The organism is Priestia sp. FSL P4-0332 (assembly GCF_038005845.1).
Classification (GTDB): Bacteria; Bacillota; Bacilli; order Bacillales; family Bacillaceae_H; genus Priestia.
In genome coordinates, this window is sequence record NZ_JBBOUA010000001.1 from 2,893,346 (window position 1) to 2,912,852 (window position 19,507).

General features: G+C 37.4%; 24 protein-coding genes. 4 read left to right on the forward strand and 20 right to left on the reverse strand.

The window, feature by feature from the left end:
* Positions 1-10 precede the first annotated feature (10 nt).
* The 12 genes from MKY06_RS14725 to MKY06_RS14780 all read right to left on the reverse strand — a co-directional run bounded on the left by MKY06_RS14725 (position 11) and on the right by MKY06_RS14780 (position 6,900).
* The gene (locus MKY06_RS14725) at positions 11-202 is read right to left on the reverse strand and encodes a PLD nuclease N-terminal domain-containing protein (protein ID WP_013057569.1); all 192 of its coding nucleotides are present in this window, start codon (positions 200-202) and stop codon (positions 11-13) included.
* Positions 203-403 (reverse strand): hypothetical protein, encoded by a 201-nt coding sequence (locus MKY06_RS14730; protein WP_013057570.1) that lies wholly within the window; start codon positions 401-403, stop codon positions 203-205.
* Positions 403-723: a YxlC family protein gene (locus MKY06_RS14735; protein ID WP_013057571.1), complete on the reverse strand. Its 321-nt coding sequence runs from the start codon at positions 721-723 to the stop codon at positions 403-405. Before MKY06_RS14735 ends, MKY06_RS14730 begins: the two co-directional genes overlap by 1 nt.
* The gene (sigY, locus tag MKY06_RS14740; RefSeq protein ID WP_013057572.1) at positions 720-1,250 is read right to left on the reverse strand and encodes an RNA polymerase sigma factor SigY; all 531 of its coding nucleotides are present in this window, start codon (positions 1,248-1,250) and stop codon (positions 720-722) included. The genes MKY06_RS14735 and sigY overlap by 4 nt, the downstream gene beginning before the upstream one ends.
* A 97-nt stretch (positions 1,251-1,347) precedes the next feature.
* Complete coding sequence (locus MKY06_RS14745; RefSeq protein ID WP_013057574.1) at positions 1,348-1,689, reverse strand: DUF1033 family protein; 342 nt, start codon at positions 1,687-1,689, stop codon at positions 1,348-1,350.
* Between the two features lie 378 nt (positions 1,690-2,067).
* Positions 2,068-2,286 (reverse strand): spore germination protein, encoded by a 219-nt coding sequence (locus MKY06_RS14750; RefSeq protein ID WP_013057575.1) that lies wholly within the window; start codon positions 2,284-2,286, stop codon positions 2,068-2,070.
* A 109-nt stretch (positions 2,287-2,395) separates the two neighbouring features.
* Positions 2,396-2,917 carry a hypothetical protein gene (locus tag MKY06_RS14755; protein WP_029322472.1) on the reverse strand — a complete coding sequence of 174 codons (522 nt, stop codon included), beginning with the start codon at positions 2,915-2,917 and terminating at the stop codon, positions 2,396-2,398.
* A gap of 124 nt (positions 2,918-3,041) precedes the next feature.
* Positions 3,042-3,281, reverse strand: coding sequence for a YiaA/YiaB family inner membrane protein (locus MKY06_RS14760; RefSeq protein ID WP_013057577.1), 240 nt, complete (start codon positions 3,279-3,281; stop codon positions 3,042-3,044).
* Positions 3,282-3,559: 278 nt separating this feature from the next.
* Positions 3,560-3,760 (reverse strand): DUF6501 family protein, encoded by a 201-nt coding sequence (locus tag MKY06_RS14765; RefSeq protein ID WP_013057578.1) that lies wholly within the window; start codon positions 3,758-3,760, stop codon positions 3,560-3,562.
* 79 nt (positions 3,761-3,839) lie between these two features.
* Positions 3,840-4,613: an alpha/beta hydrolase gene (locus MKY06_RS14770; RefSeq protein WP_098278042.1), complete on the reverse strand. Its 774-nt coding sequence runs from the start codon at positions 4,611-4,613 to the stop codon at positions 3,840-3,842.
* Positions 4,614-4,734: 121 nt separating this feature from the next.
* On the reverse strand, positions 4,735-5,805 hold the full coding sequence (gene ssuD, locus MKY06_RS14775; protein ID WP_013057580.1) for an FMNH2-dependent alkanesulfonate monooxygenase: 1,071 nt from the start codon (positions 5,803-5,805) through the stop codon (positions 4,735-4,737).
* A 219-nt stretch (positions 5,806-6,024) separates the two neighbouring features.
* Positions 6,025-6,900, reverse strand: a complete 876-nt coding sequence (locus tag MKY06_RS14780; protein WP_061859278.1) for an STAS domain-containing protein — start codon at positions 6,898-6,900, stop codon at positions 6,025-6,027.
* A gap of 130 nt (positions 6,901-7,030) precedes the next feature.
* Between MKY06_RS14780 and corA the strand changes: the two genes are divergently transcribed.
* From corA to MKY06_RS14795, 3 genes are all read left to right on the forward strand, one after another.
* Positions 7,031-7,993, forward strand: a complete 963-nt coding sequence (gene corA, locus MKY06_RS14785; RefSeq protein WP_098278043.1) for a magnesium/cobalt transporter CorA — start codon at positions 7,031-7,033, stop codon at positions 7,991-7,993.
* A gap of 445 nt (positions 7,994-8,438) precedes the next feature.
* A complete protein-coding gene (locus tag MKY06_RS14790) occupies positions 8,439-9,716 on the forward strand; it encodes a polyamine aminopropyltransferase (protein WP_289915357.1) in 1,278 nt (425 codons plus the stop codon).
* An 83-nt stretch (positions 9,717-9,799) separates the two neighbouring features.
* On the forward strand, positions 9,800-10,534 hold the full coding sequence (locus tag MKY06_RS14795) for a polysaccharide deacetylase family protein (protein WP_029322475.1): 735 nt from the start codon (positions 9,800-9,802) through the stop codon (positions 10,532-10,534).
* Positions 10,535-10,562: 28 nt separating this feature from the next.
* Here the strand turns inward: MKY06_RS14795 and MKY06_RS14800 are convergent, their stop codons facing one another.
* From MKY06_RS14800 to MKY06_RS14835, 8 genes are all read right to left on the reverse strand, one after another.
* The gene (locus MKY06_RS14800; protein WP_013057585.1) at positions 10,563-11,234 is read right to left on the reverse strand and encodes a DUF421 domain-containing protein; all 672 of its coding nucleotides are present in this window, start codon (positions 11,232-11,234) and stop codon (positions 10,563-10,565) included.
* A gap of 115 nt (positions 11,235-11,349) precedes the next feature.
* Positions 11,350-12,111 (reverse strand): M15 family metallopeptidase, encoded by a 762-nt coding sequence (locus MKY06_RS14805; protein ID WP_098288051.1) that lies wholly within the window; start codon positions 12,109-12,111, stop codon positions 11,350-11,352.
* 112 nt (positions 12,112-12,223) lie between these two features.
* Positions 12,224-12,460 (reverse strand): hypothetical protein, encoded by a 237-nt coding sequence (locus tag MKY06_RS14810; protein ID WP_289915369.1) that lies wholly within the window; start codon positions 12,458-12,460, stop codon positions 12,224-12,226.
* A gap of 109 nt (positions 12,461-12,569) precedes the next feature.
* On the reverse strand, positions 12,570-13,637 hold the full coding sequence (locus tag MKY06_RS14815) for a TolB family protein (protein ID WP_013057587.1): 1,068 nt from the start codon (positions 13,635-13,637) through the stop codon (positions 12,570-12,572).
* A 25-nt stretch (positions 13,638-13,662) separates the two neighbouring features.
* Positions 13,663-15,132, reverse strand: a complete 1,470-nt coding sequence (locus MKY06_RS14820; RefSeq protein WP_013057588.1) for a sensor histidine kinase — start codon at positions 15,130-15,132, stop codon at positions 13,663-13,665.
* The gene (locus MKY06_RS14825; RefSeq protein ID WP_057274127.1) at positions 15,129-15,821 is read right to left on the reverse strand and encodes a response regulator transcription factor; all 693 of its coding nucleotides are present in this window, start codon (positions 15,819-15,821) and stop codon (positions 15,129-15,131) included. Before MKY06_RS14825 ends, MKY06_RS14820 begins: the two co-directional genes overlap by 4 nt.
* Positions 15,822-15,952: 131 nt before the next feature.
* A complete protein-coding gene (locus MKY06_RS14830) occupies positions 15,953-17,467 on the reverse strand; it encodes an FAD-dependent monooxygenase (RefSeq protein ID WP_223268889.1) in 1,515 nt (504 codons plus the stop codon).
* A 35-nt stretch (positions 17,468-17,502) separates the two neighbouring features.
* The gene (locus MKY06_RS14835; protein WP_029322497.1) at positions 17,503-18,678 is read right to left on the reverse strand and encodes a YhgE/Pip domain-containing protein; all 1,176 of its coding nucleotides are present in this window, start codon (positions 18,676-18,678) and stop codon (positions 17,503-17,505) included.
* A 203-nt stretch (positions 18,679-18,881) separates the two neighbouring features.
* Between MKY06_RS14835 and MKY06_RS14840 the strand changes: the two genes are divergently transcribed.
* Positions 18,882-19,490 carry a TetR/AcrR family transcriptional regulator gene (locus MKY06_RS14840; protein WP_013057592.1) on the forward strand — a complete coding sequence of 203 codons (609 nt, stop codon included), beginning with the start codon at positions 18,882-18,884 and terminating at the stop codon, positions 19,488-19,490.
* Positions 19,491-19,507 lie beyond the last annotated feature (17 nt).

A 19,507-nucleotide genomic window follows, 5' to 3' on the forward strand; every position in this document is an offset into this window, starting at 1 on the left:
TAGCTCCACCTCACTGTTTTTTACGTCCTAAAACAAAATATAAAACGGGGCCAACTGTACTTACACATAAAATGATGAGTCCCCATAACCATTTTGGCCCGTTTGTCTCTTCTTGCTTTATGCAGCTTATCAATGCTGGAATCATTAAAAGCAATTGTAAGAATAGAATTGGAGCAATTAACAACCAATTAATGTCCTTCATTTACATCCCCCTTTTTCTTCGTGCTGGAAGCCAAATAATAAAAAACCAATAAAACAGCGTTGGCATTGGAATTTGAATCAGTCCCCATATTCCCCAAAACCATGGATGAGCGCCGCGTTTTTTTGCATTGATAAAAAGTAGAAAGCTTTGAAGAAGGAGAAATGGTGAAATAAACAGCACAAGAATCCATTTTTCATTCATTATAAAAACATCTCCTTTTTTCGTTTATAGTGAAAAACGATAAAAGAAATAGGAGCAACAATGATCCCAATTACTTCAATGGCGATAAATAAGGCAGGTATTTGTAAAATAGCAGTTGCCATTACCGTTAAAATAACAAGTGCTGTTAATGTAAATAAGCATAACTCTTTCCGGAAAGCTTTTTTCTGCTTTTGTTTTTGAATGAGAAGCTGTTCTTGAATTGCATGAAGAGAAATACGTTCATGACTTGCTAAACTCTCTAGCTGCTCCCAATCTTTTTTTAAAGAATGTAAGGACTGATTGTCATTTTCTTCTCTCATTCTTTCCACTCCTTTCTCAGTATGTTTACTCCTTTATTTACTCTTGATTTGACCGTTCCTGCTCGCATATTCAGCATATGGGCAATCTCATCGTATGTATATCCGTAATAATGTCGAAGCAAGACAGGAATTCGAAAGCGCGAATCGAGTTCATTAAAATCGGAAAACATCTCGCTCCATTCCACTCCTTTGTATTTAGCTTTCCACTGAAGCTGGTGCGATAAAGACTGCTTTATTCGCTGGAGACTGCTTTTTTCACGTTTTTGCTTACGCAAATAATCCATGTACAGTCTTGAAGCAATGGATATCATCCAAGTCGAAAACTTTGCTTCATTTTTGTATGAAGAAAGATTCACGTAACACTTCATCATTGCTTCCTGACACAATTCACTGCATAAGTCCTCATCTAATGTCAGCTTTAAAAGGTATTTATATAAAAATGAATGATAGCGCTGAAATAATAATGAAAAGGCATCATCATCACCTTGTAATGCTTTTTGGACAAGGATGAAATCATCTTGTTCCAAAGCGGTCACCCCTCCTTTTTGTTTCATCACTTATATGACGCTTTAGCGATTGAAATCGTTCATTTTTTATATAAAAAAAACGCCCCGCAGGACGTTTTTATTTAGTACGAAGCATTTTTAATCCTTCTTCATCTTCTTCTAATGAATAGACTTCATCGTTTTTAGCGAATAAAACACCGTGGAAGATTTGAAGATCATCATCACAGGCCTCGCAAAATTCCTTTTCGCCTTCGTTCCAAAAGCTAAAGAGCGCTAGTTCATCACTTCGCACGCTCGCGTATTTTTGATGAAATTCATAAATCATCATCGCGTAGTAGCGAAGCGCTTCTTCTTTTTTTTCAAATTCAATGGTTTCAATAATATCTTTTTCCCAGCCTTCTAAAAACAGCCAAGGTTCACAATCACTTTTTATTTTATGAACTCTCCATTTATCTGTCATGATTGAACATCTCCTTACGTACAGCTTACTTCTAAAAATTCTCTTTTCCTTATTATTCAGCAAAAATAACTTTGAATCAAGTAAAACGGAAAAAAACGCCTATTTTCAGGAAATAGACGCCAACAAGGTAGCTTAATCTGAACTTCTTTTTTATATTAATAATAGCTCCTTAAACTATAAGGAACTAAATTACCCGTATAGTACTGGGTAACGGGAGGAAAAACGCCCGCTGAAGGCGTAATTTCCCCCCCCACCAGTTGTCCATTGCTCCATCAGGTGACACGACAAATCCAATTGGACGTGCAAATGAAGGCATAAAATGCGGATAAAACGAATACTGAAAAGGCGTGTAGAAAGAAGAGTAAAATATCTCTTTCCTTAGCCGTTTCCAAAGCCGGTTTGGTCAGAACCATCCGGATCGAGCGTATTTGTATTAGAAAGTCCCGAATTTGTATTTACACAAATTCCTGTATTTGAAGAGCCCGAACCTTGTGCAGTTTTACTGTTACTTTTTGGAGAAACATAGTACGTGTCGCCAAACGTAACGACTCCTCCTGTAACGTTTGGAATCACTACATGATTAATAACAATCGGCATTATCCTCACCCTTTTTATTTTCATTGTGATGTAATATATGAACGATTTATCAAAAGGGTTATAAATTAATGGATATAAATAAAAAATCCCCCTGCAGAATGGGGTATTTTTACGCTTTTACCTCTTTTTTAGAATGACTTAATTCATCTCTTAGAATATCAAAATCTCGTTCTGCTACTTCTTCAATTTTAGTATACAATTCCTTCTCTGTTAGAAGTCCTTTTTCTTCAAGTAATTCGACAAGAGCCTTAAACTTTATTCTAGATAAAAGCATTTCGTTTACCGTGTTCTCTGTTGGCTGTTCATTTTTCACTTGTTCTTTTGCTTTAACAGGTTCTTGCTGCAGCTTCACCCTGAAAACAATATTTGTATGATCTGTAATTTCAGGTGACTGATAAAATGTGCTGTGCGAAATGTTTTTTAGTGTTAGCGTTTCTTTTGTCTCCATATTTGTTACTTCAAAATATGGATCCTCAAAAAATGCATCATATTTATCATAAGCTGCTTTGCCTACAACCGAAAAAGAAAAGTTTAGCCTTTTCAACTCTTCACCTGTATTCGCATCAGTAATCATTTTTTCTTCAAACATATCAACGTGAAAATTTACGTTATTAATCATTAGTTGTGTCAATTCAATCGCCTCCTTCTTTATTAATACGACATGGAGTGACAAGTTCCCTGTTTTTTTATATAAAAAACATCTCCCAAAAATGGGGATGTTTTTCAAGGAGCTAGAAAAATGCTCTTTTTTAGCTCTACAATTCTTCTTCTGCTTTGTCATATTTGCGTTCGTGCGCCGTATCTTCTTCGTTATCACGAATGGTTTTTTGGAGCACAAAAGCAGACATCGTTAAGTATAATGTTCCAACGGCATAATAACCTTTTACCGGTAATGATGCATCTAAGGTATAAATTCCTATAAACATAGCTAATAGTGCTGTAATAAAAGCTGTCCATGCTAAAAATGTAAAAGCTGCTGTATTACGCTTTTTCATCGTACGACCCCCTCTTTTCCTTTTTCTGTTAAGCGTCGCTTTCATTTTACATTGTAAAATAATTGTTGTCATGGGTATTTATAGTCAGTTACCCTTTTAATCAGAACAAGAAACGGAAGAATTTGGGTCTTACATCTTATTTTTATCGTAAAGCTTTTTTTCGAAATGATTAGATATATGGAATTTCTCTTTAAAAGTATGTTCATTCGTTTTCATTAAGAGAAGCTCCAGGTAATTATTGCAATAAAAAAATCATCGCCGAGACGATGATTTTTTGTTTAGCCTTCAAAGTATTCTTTATAAAAGCCGCCGACTTGGCCAGTGTTATCAACAACAAAATAAAACTCTTCTGTTTCGTTTTTCACATCATATGTTTTTCCTGCTGTTAAGACATTTTCAACCACGAATTTTTTTGCATCTGTATGTATGCATTTTACTTGTTTAATTGTTGGACGATCGTTCCATTCTAAATGAATCATGTATGTACACTCCTTTGTTTTCATTCAAGATTCATTTTATCTTACTTGAAGTAAAAAAGAAACGGAGCGAATTTAAAAATTAAAAAATTCGCTCATGCACTTTTTTTTTGGCAACTGTTGCTTGTACAAACTGTGCTGTTTGTGCAACAATTGTGTCTTTATCAAAATCCATCGACGCAACATGGTAAGAGTTTCGAAGCATGTGCTGTCTTTTTTCTGCTGATTGAATATGGTTTAAGATATAAGCTGAATTCTCAGGCGGTACTACGTTATCAACTGTTGATGTTAGTACTAAAGCCGGGCACGTTACATAAGATAAGCGTTCTTTCGTTTCATCCATTAAAGAAAGCAGCTCACGCATAGAACGCACTGGTACTTTATCATACGTAATTTCATGTACGTTTGTATCTTTAATATCAGGATGCTCTTCTTTTAAATAACGAGGCGTATGACGAGAACGATAAGGCTCCATTGAAGGAATGGACGTCATAGCCGGATTGATTGCAATAACTCCGTCAAGATCTAGTCCTTGACTCGCTGTATGAAAGGTAAGAGTGCCTCCCATGGACTGACCTAAGATAAATACATGACGGCATTCTTGCTTCAAACGCTGATACCCATTTAAAAAGTCTTGCTTCCATTCCTGGTACGTTGTTTGTTCAATATCATAGTAGTGAGTACCATGTCCCGTTAGTCGCAAACCGTACACAGTAAAACCTTTTTCAGCTAATTCTTTTCCGATATATTCCATACTTTGAGGGGTCCCCATAAATCCATGAGAAACAAGTATACCAATGTCGTTGCCTTTATAATAAAAAGATTCTGCGCCTTGAATTACGTCATAACGTTCCATTTTCTTCACCCTTTATCACAAATTTTCTGACTAAATGAACTATCTTTATAATACACCTATAATTCCTATAAGTCAACTGGGGTATTTATTTTTTTACGATTCAAAAAGAACGAAGCAAGAATTATCTCTTGCTTCGTTCTTTTTGAATATGTGGAAATACTAGCTCAGCAAACGTATATGCTTCTTCTAGATGCGGGTAGCCTGATAAAATAAATGTATCTATTCCTAGCTCTTTGTACTCTTTTAAACGATCCGCTACAATTTCAGGACTTCCAACAAGAGCAGTTCCAGCACCTTCTCGTGCTAAGCCAATTCCCGCCCATAGATTCGGAGCAATCTCCAGTGCCCCTCGATCTTTTGTGCCGCTGTGCAAACTTGACTGTGTTTTTTGGGCAATGGAGTCAAATGACGCAAACTTATCTTGAAACGCTTTGATCGTATCATCATCAACATGTTTAATTAATTTATCTGCAGATTCCCACGCTTCGTCTTCCGATTCTCTTACAATAACGTGCAGGCGAATACCAAAGCGAATGTCCCTACCTTCGTTTGCAGCTTTTTCTTTCATCTCATCAATTTTTGTTTTAATCACTGCGGGCGGTTCTCCCCATAACAAATATACATCTGCATGCTTTGCTCCTACTTCTTTTCCTGCTGGAGAAGACCCGCCAAAGTACAGCGGAGGATACGGTTTTTGGACAGGAGGCGATGGAATGTACGCGCCTGTTACATCAACATGTTCTCCTTTGTAGTCGACTTTTTTTCCTTCCATTACATCTCGCCAAATCGTTAAAAATTCATCTGTTAACTCATAGCGTTTATCGTGGCTTAAATAGTTACCGTACGTTGCTTGCTCCACGGGATCTCCTCCCGTCACAATATTTAACATAAGTCGGCCGTTTGACATTTGATCGAATGTTGAAGCCATCCGTGCTGAAAGTGTTGGCGACATTACACCCGGGCGAAGTGCAATTAAAAACTTCAGTCGATTCGTAACGGAAGCAAGTGCCGACGCAATCACCCATGAATCTTCACAATTTGAACCAGTAGGCAACAAAGCGCCGTCATATCCTAGATAATCCAGTCCATGTGCGATTTGCTTTAAGTAGTGAATGTCGCTTGTTCTGCTTCCTTCGGTTGTGCCTAGATAATGTCCGTCGCCTGCTGTAGGGAAAAACCATAAGATGTTCATTTCTATTTCCTCCTAAATATTCTCGTATTCTATATAAAGCGTTTTCATGTTGTTTGTTCAATTCTTGTCCGCTAATTACAGAGATGCATTTTTATATTAGCGTATGTAATACTACTCTTTTTATTTATTAAATTAGTAAAATCATAATACCTCTTTAACCTATATGTCAAGTATGAATTAGGATAAAAAAACAAGAATTAAAAGTAATTCTTGTTTGCTCTATTTCCTCATACGTGAAGCCATCGCGTTAGCAAGGGTTGATTTTGTTGATATATTTTCAAACGATAAACCTAAATGAGAAGCGGTAATTGCGATTTCAGGACGTACCCCAGAGATAGTTGATTCTACACCTATTAATTTTAATGCATCAATCAGCTGGAAAATCTGATGAGCAACCATCGTATCAACAATAACTACTCCTGAAATATCAATATAAAGGTGATTCACTTGCTGTTCAGCGCAGCGAGTTAACGTATTTTCTAAAATTCGGCGCGCTCTTGCTGTGTCGATGTCCCCAACAAGCGGAAGAATCGCAATATGATCGCTTAGTGGAATAACTGGCGAACTCAGCTCATTAATCAGTTCTTTGTGTGCTTCAAGCAACCGCTTTGAATGCTGATGGTGCTCTTCTACAAATTTATAAACGGTGATATCAAACACGCGTACAATCAATTCGTTCCATTCATCTAGTTCTTCTTGCGTAATATCTTGCTCGCACTCTTCTACAAATTGATTTAAATACGTTAAATACTGTTTTCTAACTCGGAAAAATTCTCGAATAATATAATGAATAGGCGTTCTTACATGCTCTCCGTCTTCCGCAATCTTTAAAATCCACGTTTCAAATGAATCAAAAAATTCTTTTTCATTTTTTATAAATACATCGGCTATGTATAAATGAAATTCATTATTTTGATCTTTTAATACTGAAATGACTTCCGGATGAGTAGATGCATAAACCGATTCTGGGTCATTGTCTTCAATGCTTTCATACCATTCTTCCGTTAGTTGATCTGCATGTTTTAAAAAAAACATTCGAAGTGCTTCATTTTTATTCAAAACGATTCCCCTTTCCATACGAGCTACTACTATCATTATAATTTAACTTTTTCACCCTTACTAGTTTTATAAAAAGAGAAGAAAGAAAATTATTTTTTAAAATACGTGTAGTTTATGATTTTATGCTACATTGAAAATAGCTATAAAAACACAAAGGAGTTTTTAAATGATACGAACGTTAGCTCTTAAGAACGATGACAAACTTGTGAAACATATACAATTAGATCAGATTCACGACCTCTCTATTCAGTACTATTGGATTGACTTTAACTGCCCTTCTGAAGAAGAAGCGCTGCTGCTTCAATCATCCTTTCACTTTCATCCGTTAGCGATTGAAGATTGCTTTCATTTTCTGCAGCGTCCAAAACTCGATTATTATGAAGGATACAGTTTTTTTGTCCTTCATTCGTTAAATCGTCAAACGTTAGAAGCTGAGGAAGTTGACCTTTTTATCGGCGAAAATTATATGGTTACTTTTCATTTTCACCCGTCAGCTGCAATTGATAAAGTATGGGAAAAGCTGCTTCATACACCTTCGATTCAAGAAAAAGGGATAAGCTATCTTGCGTATTCTGTGATGGATAAAGTGGTAGATGAATATTTCCCCACTGTATATCAGATTGAAGATGAGCTGAATGATATAGAAAACATAGATGCAAAAAAATCCATCTCTGTTTTAATGGAAGATGTATTCAAACTTCGAAGTGATTTGCTGAAAATCAGAAGAACCATTTTGCCTATGCGCGATTTATTGTACCGTGTTATAAATTCTGAACGCCTAGATGTTCATCCTGAACAAAAAAGGTATTTTAAAGATGTCTATGACCACTTATTAAAATTAGCCGATATGATTGAATCAAATCGGGAAATGACGTCTGATATGCGCGATAATTATCTTTCTCTTAATTCAAACCGGATGAATTCAATCATGATGACACTGACTGTTATTTCATCTATCTTTATTCCCCTTACCTTTATCGTTGGCGTATACGGGATGAATTTTGAAAATATGCCTGAGCTAAAGTGGCACTATGGCTATTTCTTTGTGCTTGGCTTCATGGGACTGATAACGCTTGGATTAATTCTATGGTTCAAGCGAAAAGGCTGGTTTAATACTGATAAAGAGTAGAAAGGTTGAGACATAACGAAATTAATCCAATGTAAAGACGAACAAATTGGGTAAGTGAGCTAGTGCTGTCAATTGCCGTGCAAGACTTCGTTTTCCGCGGGCGGCCGATGAGCCTCCTCGTTGCTTACGCTCCTGAGGGGTCTCACCTGTTCCGCTTTGCCCGCAGGAGTCTTCGCCTTGCCCTCCAATTAACAGCTATTACATACGGTAAATCTACGTTCACCATCATAATGAAAAAATCCGAACGAGTTGAATTCTCCGTTAAGAATCTCGATTGATTGTTTGGATCTTCCTTCAACGAAAATACGTCTGTCCCAGCTTCTTTTCTACGAGAAGATAACTAGTTATTTCCCGAAAATATCCATAAAATAACGTGCTTACGTTTCCTTTTTCTAAAAAGTTTCATAAGATAGTGAAAATAATGCTCAAAAAGGAGGCTGAAGTAGTGGATATTAAAGGCAAACACTTGCTAATGGATGCGTTCGAATGCGATGAAGTGATATTAAACGACCCCTCACTTTTAAGAAGAATTCTTGTTGAAGCTGCACTAGATGCAGAGATGGAAGTTTTGCACTGTTATTTTCACCAGTTTACGCCCCAAGGCATTACAGGCATTCTCGTATTAGCTACCTCTCACTTGTCTATTCATACGTGGCCGGAGGAAAACTACGCTTCATTAGATTTTTATACGTGCGGAGACAAAGAAATAATTGAAATTGTTTATGCGTTACTCAAGCAATTAGCTTCAAAAAAAGCTGTTGTGTATTCGATTTCTCGCGGAATTCAACACGCCGAAACTCCAACAAAAAATCGTCAGCATGCTGAAAGCACTCGTCTTCTCAATCGTGGAGATGACTCAGATCACGTTAGTCTAAAGCAACTCTTATCAGGCCAGCATGACATTTTGTTTCATCAAAAAAACCGTATTCAAGATATTCAGCTGATTAAAGCATCTGATATTCGAATGTATTTGGATGAACAGCTGCAATTTAGTTCATTGGATGAACATGCGTACCATGAAGCTCTTGTACACCCTATCTTTGCAGCTTCCTTACATCCTCACCGCATTCTTATTCTAGGCGGTGGAGATGGTTTAGCTTTACGAGAAGTCCTTAAATATAAAGAAGTTAAAGAAATAGACCTTGTGGAAATAGATGCTGACGTTGTAAATGCTGCGATGAATGTAGAAGAATTAAAGAAGTTAAATCAACGCTCATTTGAAGATTCTCGTGTCACCGTTCATATTCAAGATGCTGTTGACTACCTCTCTTTGAATTCAGCGTGTTATGACATCATCATTATTGACTTTCCTGATCCTACCAACAAAAAAATAAGTGCTCTTTATACAAAAGAATTTTACGCACTTCTCCAACGTTCACTATCGCGCAGCGGCTTGGTCGTATGTCAGTCAAATTCTCCTAGAGACACACCTATCGTTTTTTGGAGCATTAATAAGACGATGAAAGCTTCTCAGTTTTATACGTTGAGCTACCACACCATTATTCCTTCTTTTGGAGATTGGGGTTTTCACATCGGCTCGAAAACACCTTTGTCTGCCCCTATACTCTCTACTGATATTTTATATACTACGCTGCCATCAGACTTTACTAAGTTAATGCGTTTTTCTCCCCATTCTCTTTCTAAAAAACAGTTTGCAGTTGTGAACTCTGCTGAGCACTTGGTTCTGCATAAAATATTTAAAAAAGAAGGCTTATATTTGTAGGAAAGAAAGCTTGGCTTATACATTCCTTTTCTTTTGACATACTAAAACAGTCTCGTCACCACTGTGCAACAGAAAGGATTGTTATGAGAAAAATTTCGGTTTTTGTTATCTTAGTGCTAACTGTTATTTTCCCTTCCCCCGCTTTTAGCCAAGTGAAAGTGCCTGTCCTGATTTACCATTCTATTGATGCCTACACAGGCCATGGGGAAAAAGAACTGTATGTGACGCCTGAAAATTTTGAGAAACAACTTCTTTATCTTAAAAAGCAAGGATATACGCCGCTAACATTTGAAAAATGGCAGGAACTAAAGCGTGTGAAAAAACCTATATTTATTACATTTGACGATGGATATAAAAATAATCTTACTATCTTGCCTATTTTTCAAAGAGCAGCCAGCCCTCAATTTCATCCAGCGGCTACAATTTTTGTGATTTCAGATTTTATCGGCCGTCCCAACCGTTTGTCGCCAGCCGATTTAAAAAAATTTGTTGATTCAGGATTTTTTTCTATTCAGTCTCATACCGCTACTCATCCGGATTTAACTAAGACGAAAAATTTATCCTATGAGCTAGCTGATTCAAAACGAAAAATTGAAGCCATTACGAGCCAGCCCGTTATTGCTGTTGCTTACCCCTATGGAAAGGTCAATAGCCGCGTAGTGGAAGAAACAAAAAAAAATTATACATTTGGTCTTTCAACCATTCCAAAATTTTTTACTGAAAGCGGACAAAAGAATGAAAACTATCTTATTCCTCGTCTGTACGTCACGTATTCTACAACGATTGAAGATTTTGCTAAGCTATTAAAAGAAAGCTAAAAACCCTTTCCTTAAAAGGAAAGGGTTTTTAGAATTTTGTTATTTCCAGTCCTCGCTCTTGCTGCCATTCAGCATAAAAAACTTCGCTGTATTTTTTAATTTTCTTGATTGCAAGCTGTTTTTTTAACCATTTTTCATCTACGTTTGCTTCTTTCAAATTACCAGGCACTACTTTTCCATCCATGATTAAAGCAATAGGTAAATTGGTTTGAGAATAAGGGATGTTTAAATCATTTTTCGTTGGAGGGCCGAATTCGTGTTTAGGAGCGACGCTCACCTCTCCATTTGTTTCTAAAATGACGTATTCTGCTTCATACAGTGAAAAATACCCTTGCTGTCTCATTAGATGCTGAAGCTGATTCAAGTCCAAGTTGTTTTTCTTAAGCTCTTTATAAAGGATTTTCCCTTTATAAATAATCATTGAAGGCTTTCCTTCAAGAATTCCTCTAAACCCTGTAAAGGTTTGAGATAGCTTCGTCACTGCGTAGATCAGAAGCCCCCAAATCAAAACGCTATAAAGAATTTCAGTTAACTCTACTCCTTTTTCAAGAGCTGCATCCCCCACAATATTTCCCAGGACAAGCGTTGTAATAAAGTCAAACGGAGTGATTTGAGCAAACTGTGTCTTACCTAAAAGCTTCAGCATAATAAATAGCGCTAAAAATCCACATATCAGTTCAATCGCAATATCTTTATACATTGATACCCTTCCTCTATAGCAAGCATGTTATAGTATCAGTTTGTATCATATGTGAGAGTGATAAACCTGACTTTTGATTTTTCTTTTCTTCGTTCTCCAGTTATAGAACTTTTGATTAAACTTTTTTCTTATTTGCATAGGTTTCTAACGTTGCATATTGATTAAAAATGGATGCGGCTGCTTTTTCCCCTACATATCTAAGGTGCCATGGTTCGTATTTATAGCCGGTAACCTGCTCTTCACCTTCAGGGTATCGAATAATGAATCCGTATTGATAGGCATTTTTTGAAAGCCAATGAGCTTCTGGTGTATCAGCGAAGCAGTCTGCTGCAGCACACATTCCACTTCCTCCCGTGACATCGATTGCTAGTCCCGTTTCGTGTTCACTTGTTCCAGGGTAGGCGCTATAGGTGCGTGCTTGTTCTTCACCGTCTCGCTTTGCATAAAATGCAAAAAGCTCTTTTTGACGCTCGTGAGATCGATAACCAGATACACCAAGTAAGCTGATTCCCTCTTTTTCAGCATCTCGGAAAAGTTCTTCAAGCGCTTGTGCCGCAGGCTTTCTAAGCATTCGTTTTTCTATTTTTTCGTTGAAGATAAACGGAACGTCGGCATAGACTAAATCAGAAGGCTGATAGGATTCAGGAAGCTGATGCTTTTTATTAACTAAAGCCGTAACCGATTCTGGATTGGCTATTACCACTGTTTCGTCTACATTAGATTTCGTTAAAGATGAAGAAGCTGATGAGCTTTCTAGTTTTTGAGCCTGTCCATTTTTTGTGAATTCTCTGGCAGGCTTGGATGAAGAATTGCTTGTTCCGCACCCTGCTATCATCAGCGTAAAAGCTAAAGAACAAATAAATAAAAAGTATTTCATGATGTCTTACTCCTTTCAAACGGCTTTTGATGCGCTACAAAGGCCTATAAAGAAAGGATAAAATATAAATGTTTCTGTCTGTTATTCAGTTGTTTCAAACTTGTAAACACTCTTAAAAAAATTTAAGGTATAAAAAATAGAAATGAGGCTGAGACATAACGAAATGAACCCAACCCACAGACGAACAATCTGGATACACGATCTGGACTGCTTGCTCGAACGCTGTTGCTTTCCGTGCAAGTCTTCGCTTTCCGCGGGCGGCCGATGAGCCTCCTCGTCGCTTTCGCTCCTGCGGGGTCTCATCTGTTCCGCTGTTCCCGCAGGAGTCTTCGCCTTGCCCTCCAACCAACAGCTAGAAGCACCTGCGTTCACCATGATCATAAAAAAACACGAACTATTTATCCATTTTTGATAGATAGTTCGTGTTTCACTTTAATGAAACTACTTTTGTCTCAGCCTCATTTTAAAAAGATAATATACGTATGAACTTGATTTTGCGTAAAGCTCGATGCAACTAGTTTATTTCCTGATTGACTCCAATCAAGCTGATCAGCGGCATAGTCTAAATTTACGTTTAGGTGTGTAACATCTCCTGTTAATCCATCTGCTATGAATATCCCTTTATCTCCCTCTTTTTCAGAAATAAAGTTATAAGCTAATTTCGAACCGTCGGGAGACCAGCTTACACCAAAAATTTGAGTGGACAGAGCAAGCTGAAAGGCCTCTGATCCTTTTAAATCTGTGATAGACAGCGTTCTCGTTTGGGCATCTTTTTGCTGAACGAGCGCTAATTGTTTTCCGTTTGGAGACGGGATAATAGAAACCACATTATCTCGGATTTTTTCAGGGTCCGTCTGTTCGTTATGAAGAAAAAAAAGCTGGTTGTTTACACCAATATAATAAATGCCACCTATTCCTTTAACTGCATCTAAGATTCGATCGTCTCTGTGCAACAGAGGTTCTACTTCTCCTTTTACATTTGCTTTAGAAAGCTTTCCTTCCATTGTAATAAACATTACTTCTGAATTATTAAGCCACTCTCCGCTTGATGGATAGAGAAGAACATTCTTTATTTTAACCGTTTTTTTTGTTTGAAGGTTCATTATATAACCAAATGTATCTTCACCTTTTGCTACTTTATAAAAAAGATATTCACCATTCGGAGAAAGCTTTGCCGCATGTTGAATTTCATTGCTTGGATGCAACACAAAAGTAGACTTGTTTTTTAGATTATAAGTGGCTAGATTCTGTGCATATACCTCTTTGGGACCGAAATCGTGCGAACGAAATTGTTTATTTTCTTTACTAACAATCATTGTGTTTTCGTTTAAAAATTGAAACGCCCTTACGCCGTTAATATCCTGAACGTCTTTCACTTCTATTTTTCCATCTTTATCTACTTGGTCCAATACAGTAATTTTCTTGTCGGGTTTTTCAACGGTTTCTCTATGGCTTTCTTCTTGTCCGCATGATGTTAAAATAAGAAAAGTGCTTGCTATACATATCATTAATCTATACCGTTTCAATAACGGTTCACTCCTTTTAGCTAACTCATTTCTCTGTTTTCAAAGGAAACGACACTTTGAAAATCGTCCATTTAGAATCAGAATGATGCAGCTTGATAACGCCTTTTTGCTTTTCAGTTAAATCTTTGGCTAATGCTAAGCCAAGGCCTGTACCTCCGGATAAACGCGACCGATCTTTATTTACGGTGAAAAATGGTTGAAATAATTTTTCTTCTGCTTCGGGTGGAATCCCTATCCCGGTGTTAGCTACATCTACAATAATAGAATTCTCTAAAGTATAAGACGTTACTTCCACTTTTCCGCCTGGTTCATTATATTTAATAGCATTGTCAATTAAATTGATAAAAATGTGTATTAAGCTTTCACGATCAGCCCAAACAACTGCTTCTTTTATATTTGTATGAAGAGTCAAATCAAATTTAGCTGCTTTTCCTTTCATACGATCGCATATGTCTTCTAGAAGCCGCTTCAATTCAACTTGCTCTGGCCGCTGCTCGAAATCATATTTCTCAAGCGCTGAAAGTTTTAAGATTTTATCTACCATTTCATGAAGGCGATTCGTTTCTTTACGAATATTTTGCACGCCGTCTTCCATAAGCTGAGGATCATCTCGATACATATCAAGTAAGTCAACATAAGCTTTGATCGATGTTAAAGGCGTCTTAAATTCGTGGCTGATGTTACCGATAAACTGCTTTTGCTGCTGTTCAAGAGACTGCAGTTTCGAAATAGCGAACTCAAGCTTTCTTTTTTCTTCATTCATTTGATCGATATTTTTTTCAATCGACGTACTCATAAAAAACAAGCCTTGACTGAGCTCCCCGAGTTCATCGCGCCGTTTGAACGGCAGGTCGGTTAAATAACGACCTTTTCGAATCTGCTGTGAAGTTTTTTGAAGGCTAGCAATAAGCGAAGCAATACGGTAAAAATAAGCGTAGCCAATTAAAAAAGCTGCTGCTGCTGCAATCGTTCCCCAAGTACGAAATAGGTGTCTAATGTCAGCTATAAACTGCTGATTATTTTTTAGGGAATGGTCAAAACGAATGGCTCCAATAAATTGATTATCGATTGACACAGGTGCAAAGTAAATAAGGGAAGAACCCGAGATTTGATAAGCTATTTTTCCTTTCAAAGCATAGCTAAGCGTGTCAGAAACATCCACATCTTTTTGGCCGATGGGAATAGAGCTTCCTGCTTCCTGTCCTTTTTGATTATATAGGACTGTTTGCATTCCGCTTTGTGATGCAATCGAAGAGGCAAGACGCTGTCCTTTTTGCTGAAGAAAAGAATCTGTATTCAGAGACGTGTCACCGGTTACATAACTTTGACGAATCGTTTGCTCGGCTGCTTTGCTTTTTTGAATAAGTTCACTTTCTAGCTGATCACGCTGATTTGTCTCAATTCCTTTTAACACAAGTACGCTCAGTACGGTTACTGTTAAAATAATTAAAAAAGCAAGAACGAGTCCCATTTTAGCTTTTAGGCTGATTTTCATTCATTGATCCCTGCTGTCGCTTTATATCCAACGCCATATACCGTTTGAAGCAAATAAGGTTCTGCTTCTCCTACTTTTTTTCGAAGGCGCTGCATGTGAATGTCTACCGTACGTGTACCGCCTGCATAATCCATTCCCCAGACAAGATCTAGTAAATCTTCTCGTGTGTACACTCTCTCTAAATTGGCAAGTAATAAAGCAATAAGATCAAACTCCTTTGGTGTAAGCTTTACTAAATCATTGGCAACATGTAACGTGCGCTGAATTAAGTTCACCTTCACTTTTCCTACCGTGATTTCTCCCACAGCTTCAGGAGCTTCATTTTTTTCCATTCGCCGAACAAGTGCTTTAGCTCTAGCTACAAGTTCTCTTACATCAAACGGCTTGGTCATGTAATCATCTGCGCCTAACTCTAAACCTAGAACTTTATCGACGATGTCATTTTTAACCGTTAACAAGATAATCCCCATTCCTCTTCGATTCTCAAGTTTTCGGCATACTTCATAGCCGGTTAATTTGGGCATCATCACATCTAATATCATCACATCAGGTCGAAAGCTTTTTACTTTTTCAAGCGCTTCTTCACCGTCAGATGCTGTGTCTACAATATATCCTTCGCGCTTGAAAGCATAGGATACCGCTGTAGCAATACTTTTTTCATCATCAACTACTAAAATCCTTTTATTCAATGTATCACGTACTTTCATTTGATATTTCTATTCGTCTATCTTATCAAACAGCTTTCCCAAAAACATCTCCAAGTTGTTTCGAAATTGTAAATAAAAATAAAAACACCATATAAGATGGCGTTTTTTTAGATCTAATATTCATTTGTAAAAGGAAGGATTTTATGCGTATTCAAATATTGATGAAGCAGATCTATACGCTGCTCGCTGCTAATAAAACCAATGTATCCGTCCGGTCTAATAACGTATAGAGCATCTTTTTGAAGCCCTGCTTTCTTCAAGTAAGGGTTCCAAGAAAACTCGTGCAAGGAGAAGCCTTTTTCTTGCATGCTCTTTTTTAGCTTCTCTGCTGCTGTTCCATAGACATGTATTTGCCAGTTTAATGACTGTAAATATTCAAAATTCCCTTCTACATAAGGTAACCGATCACCACTTTGCACCTTTGTCCCTTGCCCGCTGCTTAGGTTACTATTTCGATACTTAATGCGGATTTGAGATAAAATCGTAAATGCTTTGTGACGGGGATAAGGGAAACGAAATAAAAAGGATAGTACAGGCGGAAAGATATGCTTTCTAAAAAATTGACTCGTTTTATCTCGTGCCACCATTCGCTTAAAAGCGCGATCAGTTGTATTTACAAGCAGCTCTGCAAAAGGCAACCTTTCTTCTTCGTATGTATCTAATATGGAAAGTGCCGCTTTGTGTTGAAGGACAGCTGCTAATTTCCATGAAAGGTTGATTGCATCTCCAATTCCTGTGTTCATTCCTTGTCCGCCTGCAGGACTATGAATATGGGCTGCATCTCCACTTAGAAAAGTACGCCCCTGTCGGAAACGGCTTGCTACTCTGTGATGGATATGATATGTCGAGAACCAATTTATACCCTCAACCTGAGCACCAAATGTTTGTTGAAGAAAAGCGTGAATGTTTTCAGCTTTTACATCGTTTTGATCCCCAAAAGCTGAAGGAATAATGCCGATCATTCGATACGTTCCTTTACTTCTAACAGGCATACAAATCAAAAATTCTTCATTGCTAAATGAAATACTGATTTTTTGATTCTTCATCATTTCACCAGAGCCTTCAACATCCATCACATAAAAATGCTGTTTATATTTTTCTCCTTTAAATTCTATCTTCATTTGTTTCCGAACTGTACTGTGTGCTCCGTCACATCCACAAATATACTTAAAATAAGCGGTTTCCTCTTGCTGGGCTTTTAATAAAGTTTTTACCCCTTCTCCGTGTTCAGCTAGAGATAGTAACTCCGTCTTCCATTCTACTTCAATCCCAAGGTTTTTTAATTTTTCAAGTAGAAACCGCTCGTGGTCGTCCTGTGGAAATGTAAGAACAAAAGGAAAAGGACTTAATCCTTCTCCTAAAGATCCTAGATGAACTTTTGCTTTTATTTTATTCTTTACTCGGACGTATACATCTTCCATCTTAATCCCGTGGTCTATGACTTCATCTACAAAACCGAACTGCTGATAAAATTCAAGGGTTCGCGGTAAAATAGCCATTGCCCGGGAGGCTTGCCCAGGCCCGTCGCTTCTATCAATAATTCGAAAAGGAATGTTATGTCTGGCTAAATTGTAGGCCATAACGAGGCCAGTAGGGCCGGCACCAACGATTAGGATTTGTGGATTCATCATCATCTCTCCTTTTCATTCAGTTACAGTATCTTTTATATTGAGTGAGACTTCTCTTTTTTTACAGAAGATGCAGGTAAAGCAGAAGCAAACACAGCACATAAACTTATTAAAGAGATAAGAGCTAGAGCAGATACAGAATGATTCCATGTCAGATGTTCTCCAAAGAAAAATAGTTCTCGTACGCCATCTACCATAAACCTCATTGGTAGCCATGGATCAATCCACTCTCTATAAAAATCAGGCATAATCTCTGGGGCCATTGAAAGCAAAGGTGCGCCAAAAAATAGAATAATAACGAAAATCGGAAGTCCCTTTAGTCCTAGCCATGAAAGTACGGCTGATATCAGAGTGAAAAAACTGAAGTAAGCAATAGCTAAGAATAGTGCTGTATCTAAAAATGAAGGAACAGTAATTCCAACCATTTCAGCCAGCCACGCTAGCCCGAAACCTGCAGCTAAAGCAAGTATACCCCCGATGATTACGAACCCTACTTGGTTAACGATTTTCTCTTTACGAGAAGAAAACGTGATTTTTTTGATAGCGAGAAATACAACTGCTGCCCCTGCTATACTCGCCATCCACAGCGGCTGAAATAATGAAACGGGGGCATTTCCGTTGACACTATGAGTCCCTGTTTCGTTTACGTTTATAACTGTTTTTTGAATCGGTGCAGCGAGTGCTAATGCTTGGTTTGCACTTAGTTGCGTTCCGTTTTGTTCAAATCTTTTTACTATCTGCAAGCGCATATTTTCATTCATCTTATCAACTGCTCCGTTTAGCACCTGACTTGCTATTGTTGAAGCAGCTGTATTCATTCCTTGATTCACTAATAATCTAATAGCGGGTGCATTCGGCTGAGCCGTCTGAAGAGTCGCCTGCTTTTTGGTGAAATCTTTTGGAATGATAAGCGCCCCATAGTATTTTTGATTATTTAATCCTTTTTCAACTTCTTTAGTAGTTGATACAAAAATCCATTTAACCGAAGACTGTTCAGTGCTTGAACTCTTCATATTTTGTTTTATTTGATCTCCTATATTTACCTTACCCTTTGCTGGAACTGTCATTCCTTCGTCGGCATTTACGAATGCGATTGGCAAATTCTTAGGTGCTTGGTTTACTGAAGGAATTAACGTTAGGATAAAAATGAAAATAACTGCTACCACTATAATTGGTGAAAAGTATATACATTTTTGGTGAACTAATTTCATATAAACGTCCCCTTTTCATTTTAAAGATATGGACTTTGACGAAAGAAAAAAATAATGTACATGCTGTTGATTAGTGATCACTATGTAAATTATAATAAATTCACCTGCATTCTCAATATGCAATAATCGTAAGAATGTTGCTTACTTAACACAAAGCATATAACTGTTCATTATTAAAGAAAAAAAGTAGGTGTTTAAAAACTGTGGGTAATTCAAAAACAGATCGCCGAATTATTCGAACGAAAAGATTCATTCGAGATGCTTTAACAGAATTGATGGAAGAGAAAGGGTTTGAAGGAGTAACGGTCAGAGATCTGACAAAAAAAGCGGATATTAATCGTGGAACCTTTTATTTACACTACCAAGACAAATACGATTTACTTGAAAAAAGCGAAAATGAAGTTATTCAAGAGATACAAGAATTTATCAAGAAAGCAAATCCCAATGAGATTGTGTCTGCTAATTTGCAAGAACAGCCTTTACCGTTTATCATCGCACTTTTTGAGTATATTCAAGAAAATGCGCGTTTTATGCAGGTTATGCTTGGTCCAAAAGGGAATCCTGGATTTTATCTTAAAATTAAAGAAGTCATGAAAACCAATATGCTAGAAAAATTAAAGCTCATTGATAATAAAATATCTCCGCTTGTTCCACTTGAATATTTAATGTCTTACGTAACGTCAGCGCATCTTGGAGTCATTCAGCACTGGTTAGAACAAGATATGAAGCAGTCACCGCGAGAAATGGCCCTGACACTCGCTAGCATGACTTTTCTAGGTCCTGCTTATATTGCAGGCATTAAACGAACATAAAAAGAACCTGCTATTCT

What these genes read in the sequence shown, in the direction of transcription:
- MKY06_RS14725 (WP_013057569.1), bottom strand. Translation starts at nt 202, where the DNA reads ATGAAGGACATTAATTGGTTGTTAATTGCTCCAATTCTATTCTTACAA.
- MKY06_RS14730 (WP_013057570.1), bottom strand. Translation starts at nt 403, where the DNA reads ATGAATGAAAAATGGATTCTTGTGCTGTTTATTTCACCATTTCTCCTT.
- MKY06_RS14735 (WP_013057571.1), bottom strand. Translation starts at nt 723, where the DNA reads ATGAGAGAAGAAAATGACAATCAGTCCTTACATTCTTTAAAAAAAGAT.
- MKY06_RS14745 (WP_013057574.1), bottom strand. Translation starts at nt 1,689, where the DNA reads ATGACAGATAAATGGAGAGTTCATAAAATAAAAAGTGATTGTGAACCT.
- MKY06_RS14750 (WP_013057575.1), bottom strand. Translation starts at nt 2,286, where the DNA reads ATGCCGATTGTTATTAATCATGTAGTGATTCCAAACGTTACAGGAGGA.
- MKY06_RS14760 (WP_013057577.1), bottom strand. Translation starts at nt 3,281, where the DNA reads ATGAAAAAGCGTAATACAGCAGCTTTTACATTTTTAGCATGGACAGCT.
- MKY06_RS14765 (WP_013057578.1), bottom strand. Translation starts at nt 3,760, where the DNA reads ATGATTCATTTAGAATGGAACGATCGTCCAACAATTAAACAAGTAAAA.
- MKY06_RS14770 (WP_098278042.1), bottom strand. Translation starts at nt 4,613, where the DNA reads ATGGAACGTTATGACGTAATTCAAGGCGCAGAATCTTTTTATTATAAA.
- ssuD (WP_013057580.1), bottom strand. Translation starts at nt 5,805, where the DNA reads ATGAACATCTTATGGTTTTTCCCTACAGCAGGCGACGGACATTATCTA.
- MKY06_RS14780 (WP_061859278.1), bottom strand. Translation starts at nt 6,900, where the DNA reads ATGATAGTAGTAGCTCGTATGGAAAGGGGAATCGTTTTGAATAAAAAT.
- corA (WP_098278043.1), top strand. Translation starts at nt 7,031, where the DNA reads ATGATACGAACGTTAGCTCTTAAGAACGATGACAAACTTGTGAAACAT.
- MKY06_RS14795 (WP_029322475.1), top strand. Translation starts at nt 9,800, where the DNA reads ATGAGAAAAATTTCGGTTTTTGTTATCTTAGTGCTAACTGTTATTTTC.
- MKY06_RS14800 (WP_013057585.1), bottom strand. Translation starts at nt 11,234, where the DNA reads ATGTATAAAGATATTGCGATTGAACTGATATGTGGATTTTTAGCGCTA.
- MKY06_RS14805 (WP_098288051.1), bottom strand. Translation starts at nt 12,111, where the DNA reads ATGAAATACTTTTTATTTATTTGTTCTTTAGCTTTTACGCTGATGATA.
- MKY06_RS14820 (WP_013057588.1), bottom strand. Translation starts at nt 15,132, where the DNA reads ATGAAAATCAGCCTAAAAGCTAAAATGGGACTCGTTCTTGCTTTTTTA.
- MKY06_RS14830 (WP_223268889.1), bottom strand. Translation starts at nt 17,467, where the DNA reads ATGAATCCACAAATCCTAATCGTTGGTGCCGGCCCTACTGGCCTCGTT.
- MKY06_RS14835 (WP_029322497.1), bottom strand. Translation starts at nt 18,678, where the DNA reads ATGAAATTAGTTCACCAAAAATGTATATACTTTTCACCAATTATAGTG.